Source organism: Diaphorobacter ruginosibacter, from assembly GCF_040396215.1.
Taxonomy (GTDB): domain Bacteria; phylum Pseudomonadota; class Gammaproteobacteria; order Burkholderiales; family Burkholderiaceae_C; genus Diaphorobacter_A; species Diaphorobacter_A ruginosibacter_A.
In genome coordinates this window covers 1-3,962 of record NZ_JBEBOW010000206.1, presented here as the reverse complement: position 1 = coordinate 3,962, position 3,962 = coordinate 1, and the positions used below count along the sequence as shown (strand labels likewise).

Annotated in this window: 3 protein-coding genes and 1 pseudogene; 1 reads left to right on the top strand and 3 read right to left on the bottom strand. The window is 67.0% G+C overall.

From position 1 onward, the window contains the following. Positions 1-121: 121 nt before the first annotated feature. A complete protein-coding gene (locus ABWP92_RS16710) occupies positions 122-1,012 on the bottom strand; it encodes a hypothetical protein (RefSeq protein WP_353236534.1) in 891 nt (296 codons plus the stop codon). A gap of 10 nt (positions 1,013-1,022) precedes the next feature. On the opposite strand from ABWP92_RS16710, the gene ABWP92_RS16705 reads away from it, so the two are divergent. Then, the gene (locus ABWP92_RS16705) at positions 1,023-1,151 is read left to right on the top strand and encodes a hypothetical protein (RefSeq protein ID WP_353236533.1); all 129 of its coding nucleotides are present in this window, start codon (positions 1,023-1,025) and stop codon (positions 1,149-1,151) included. Between the two features lie 265 nt (positions 1,152-1,416). Here the strand turns inward: ABWP92_RS16705 and ABWP92_RS16700 are convergent, their stop codons facing one another. Next, on the bottom strand, positions 1,417-3,513 hold the full coding sequence (locus ABWP92_RS16700; RefSeq protein ID WP_353236532.1) for a TonB-dependent receptor domain-containing protein: 2,097 nt from the start codon (positions 3,511-3,513) through the stop codon (positions 1,417-1,419). Positions 3,514-3,699: 186 nt separating this feature from the next. Continuing rightward, positions 3,700-3,962: pseudogene (locus tag ABWP92_RS16695) on the bottom strand (hypothetical protein); the annotation flags it as partial.

Here is a 3,962-nt window from a genome sequence, read left to right as displayed (position 1 = left end):
GAGATATCGACGGCGGCCGCGCGACGGGCTGATGCATCATGCCGATGCCGTGAGATCGTGGAAAGCCCTGGATTCTAGAGAATTCCGCGCTGTGCTTCAGGCACGCTCCAGGAAAGCCCCGTCATCTCGCCGCGGCGCTGTCGAACGGGCTGGGGCCGCTGAAGAACCCGCTGCGCAGCCCTTCGGGCAATTGCTCGGCCCAGACCTGGGCGCACACCTCCCAGGATTGCTCCTGCACATGGAGGCCCGCAAACACGCCGTAGCCATGGCCGGCGCGGATATCCTCGCCAGCGGAAAGGCTCTCACCGGCCTTGATCGATCCCGCCGCGTGGATGTACTGGCCGGCGCGGATACCCCAGCCCGCCTCGAGGTGCGTGACCCCGTCGATCGCGCCGCCCACGTGAATGCCCTGCGCCACGCGCACCGAGTCCGCCGCGCGCAGATCGCCGCCGACACGCAGGTTCTTGGCGCACTGGACGGAAGAACCCGCCAGCAGATCCTGGCCGACAAAAAGCCCGCCGCCCGCTTCAATGGCGTCCTGCGCCTGCAGGTCCCAGCCTGCTCGCACGTCCGCGCCGCAGGTCAGCGATCTTGCCGCCTCGATTCCCCAGTCGGCGCGAAGGCTGCCGCCCACCCGCAAGTGCTCCCCGCACAGGATGCTGCCGCCGGTGCGCACGTCCTCTCCGGCGGTGACCGAACCGCCGCTGCGAATGCCGCCGCCGCATTGGATGGAGCGGCCCGCGTGGACCACGCCGTCCACATCGATGCCAGCGCGCACCCGGATCGTCCCCGCGAAGACGATGGCCTGCGCCTCCAGGCCGTCCACCTCGAGCACCTCGTTCGTCGGGCCGAAAGCGTTAATGAGCCAGAGGGCGTCATCGACGCGCCCGGCCTCCACCAGCGTATCCAGCGCCTTCTGGTAGCTCACTCCGTCCTCGATGTTGCGCACGAACCAGCGAAACCCCATTGCACAAGGGCTCTTGGCGCGCAGAAACTGCTTGGTGAATTCCATTGCCTGATCCATGCCATTCCTCACTTCGGTGGGCGCGGACGAGGCCGGGGCGTGGCGCCATCCACGCGGCCCGGCCGCACTCCGCAACGCAGAACTGCTTTTCTGGAGCCCGGCGATGCAAGTGTGTCTGCGCGTGTGAAAGATCTGGAAGGATGGATGCCTATCGCCGGGCGGGGTAATGTGCGACCGGCTTGTATGGCCAGATTTCCCGAAAGGCGGGCGCAACGCAGCCTCCGCACAGGCCGGACGGCTGAATCAGGCTACGGGAGGTTGGCTCGAAGGTGACCATGAACGCGCATGGTAGCAGCGCGTTCACGGCACCTCAAGCTTGTCGCACGAAAGTGCGCGGGATTAGAACGTGTTTACGATCTCTACGCAGCCGCGAGGAGATCGTGAACACATTCTTAGAAAGCCACGCGTATTCCCAGCACGATGTTGCGGCCCATGAGGGGCGCGGCGTCCTTGATGAACGACGTGGCCGAATAGGCCAGCCGGTTGGTCAGGTTGCGGGCCTTCAGGTAGACCTGCCATTCATGCGCCGTGCCCTGCCCGCCGTTGTAGGCAAGGCCGAGATGCAGCATGCCATAGCCCGGGGTGCGGGACTCGAACTCCGCCACCCGGTTTTGCGCCGCGACCTGGACCCATTCGGCGCTCGCATCCCACGCCTGCCAGCGCGCATCCAGCCGCACGCCCAGCCTGGCCGGGGCCATGCGCGGCAGATTCTCGCCACTGGCCAGCCTGGCCCTGACCACGTCGCCGAACACGGTTGCGGTGAGCGCGGTGTTCAGTTTCTGGCGCACCTTGGCCTCCAGTCCGGTGAAAGTGGCGTCGCGCTGGCTGTACTGCAGCAGTTGCAGGCCGTCCTGCTCGTCAAGCGTCTGACCATAGATATAGCCTTTGACACGGTTGCGATAAGCCGTCACGTCGAACGTGGTATCCCCGGCCGTCTTGCGAAGCGAGAGGTCGATGTTGTTGGAGACCTCGCTGCGCAGATCGGGATTGCCCAGCTCCCATGTCGCCGTCGCCATGTGCAGGCCGCGCGCGTACAGTTCCTCCGCCGTCGGCGCGCGGCTTGCGCGGGTGAGCGTCAGGCCCGCCGCGTAACCGGGCTGGAACCGCCAGGACGTTCCCAGCGACAGTGATGTGCCATGGTGGCTGCGCTCCACCGCGCTGTCTTCCGCCCGGGCGATCTGCCAATCGTGGCGCAGCGCGCCTTCCCAGCGCCAGTCGCCGACGCGGTACTCCTCCAGCATGAACAGCCCGGTGCGCTCGGTGACCGTGGGCTGCACATAGGCCTCCTCGCCCATGGCGCTGAACCTGCGCCGCGACGTCTGGAGCCCGATCAGGCCCCTGACGCCGGCAACCGCCTCGTGTTGCGCCTCGACGCGAAGATCGTAGGCCTTGTTCTTGAACGTGGTGCCGACGGCCCCATCCTCGATTTCGTCGTGCCGGTAGTCGGTCAGCCCGGCGCGCAGGCGCAGCGCCGAGAAGCCGGCAAACGGGTCGCGCAGCTCGCCGCGCACGTCGAGACGGTTGCTGCGCATGTCCACCACCGGCACGTCCGCCGGCGAACCGGAGTGGTCATGGTCATGATCGTGCCCGTCCTCCTCGTCATGTCCATGCCCGCCGCAATGCAGATGGTCGCCGTGCGGGTGGCAGTCTTCGATGTCGTGGTTGTGCCCCGGCAGCCCGTAGCGCGCATTCTGCTGGGTCACGGCAAAGCCCAGGAAGCCCCGCGAGCCGATCCAGGACAGCCCGACGCTGCCGCCCGACGTGCGGTTGAAGCTGCCCGGAACGCGCGGGCCGCCGCTCCATCCGCTGCCCACGCCGTAGTCGTTGGCATCGCGCCCCGCCGCTTCCACATGCATGGCGATGTTGCCGCTGCCGCCGGTCAGGGAAATGGCGCCCGCCTTTTCGTCCGCACCGCTTCCAATGCGCGCTTCGGCGCTGCCCTCGTATCCCTTCTGCGGAATACTGGTGGGAACGCGCCGGTCCAGGACATTGACCACGCCGCCGATGGCGCCCGCGCCATACAGCAGGGCCGATGGCCCGCGCAGCACCTCGATCTGCGAGGCCAGCAGCGGCTCCGAAGTCACCGCGTGATCAGGGCTCACCGTCGAGGCATCCTGGATTTCCGAGCCATCCGAGAGCACCTTCACCCTCGGTCCGTCCATACCGCGAATGACGGGCCGGCTCGCGCCCGCGCCGAAGTGGCTGCTGGTCATGCCGGGCTCGCCATCCAGCGTCTCACCCAGCGTCGCCTCTCTGCGGCGCACCAGCTCATTGCCTTCCATCACGCTGATCGGCGTCGTCATGTCGGAGACGCCCAGATCCAGGCCGCTGGAGGAAACCGTGACTTCCGGCAGCGCATTTTGCTGCGCGTCGGCTGGCCCGTCCGCCGCACAGGCATGCGAAGCGGCGAACAACAGGAAAATGGCCGCAGATACGGGGCCAGGGCGAGCGCAAGCCTGAGCGCCGCCCAATGTGAAATATGGAGTCATAGAAGAAATTCGAAAATGCGCCGATGGCGAAGCTCCGTGCGGCATGCGCACAGCAGGGCCATCGGCAAAAATGCGGCGTGAACGACGAATCGCAGCCGGTACCGCGCAGGCGCGCCCGACCAGCGAGCGGATGCTCAGATCCGCTGGAGACTCGTCACAAAATGGAATCCCGCGAAGCCGGCGGGATCAGCGGAAACTCGCAGAAGGAGGCCCCCGCGCCTGGAACGGCGAGGCATGCTGCCCAAAATGCTCGATGGCGGCTTCGGCCACCGGCGCCGCGACGGGAAGCGCCTGCAGCAGCGGCAGCGCCTTGGCCACCAGCGCGTGGCCGAGCGCGATCTGGTCGAGCAACACGCACTCCGCCTTGCTGTGGCCGGCAAACAGTGCGTGAATGACGTCGAGTGCCTGCCTGGCCGCCGGCTGGGCGTATACGGCATCGGCATCGGCAT

Coding starts and splice junctions, on each gene's coding strand:
- ABWP92_RS16710 (WP_353236534.1), bottom strand. CDS start 1,012: ATGGAATTCACCAAGCAGTTTCTGCGCGCCAAGAGCCCTTGTGCAATG.
- ABWP92_RS16705 (WP_353236533.1), top strand. CDS start 1,023: ATGCCATTCCTCACTTCGGTGGGCGCGGACGAGGCCGGGGCGTGGCGC.
- ABWP92_RS16700 (WP_353236532.1), bottom strand. CDS start 3,513: ATGACTCCATATTTCACATTGGGCGGCGCTCAGGCTTGCGCTCGCCCT.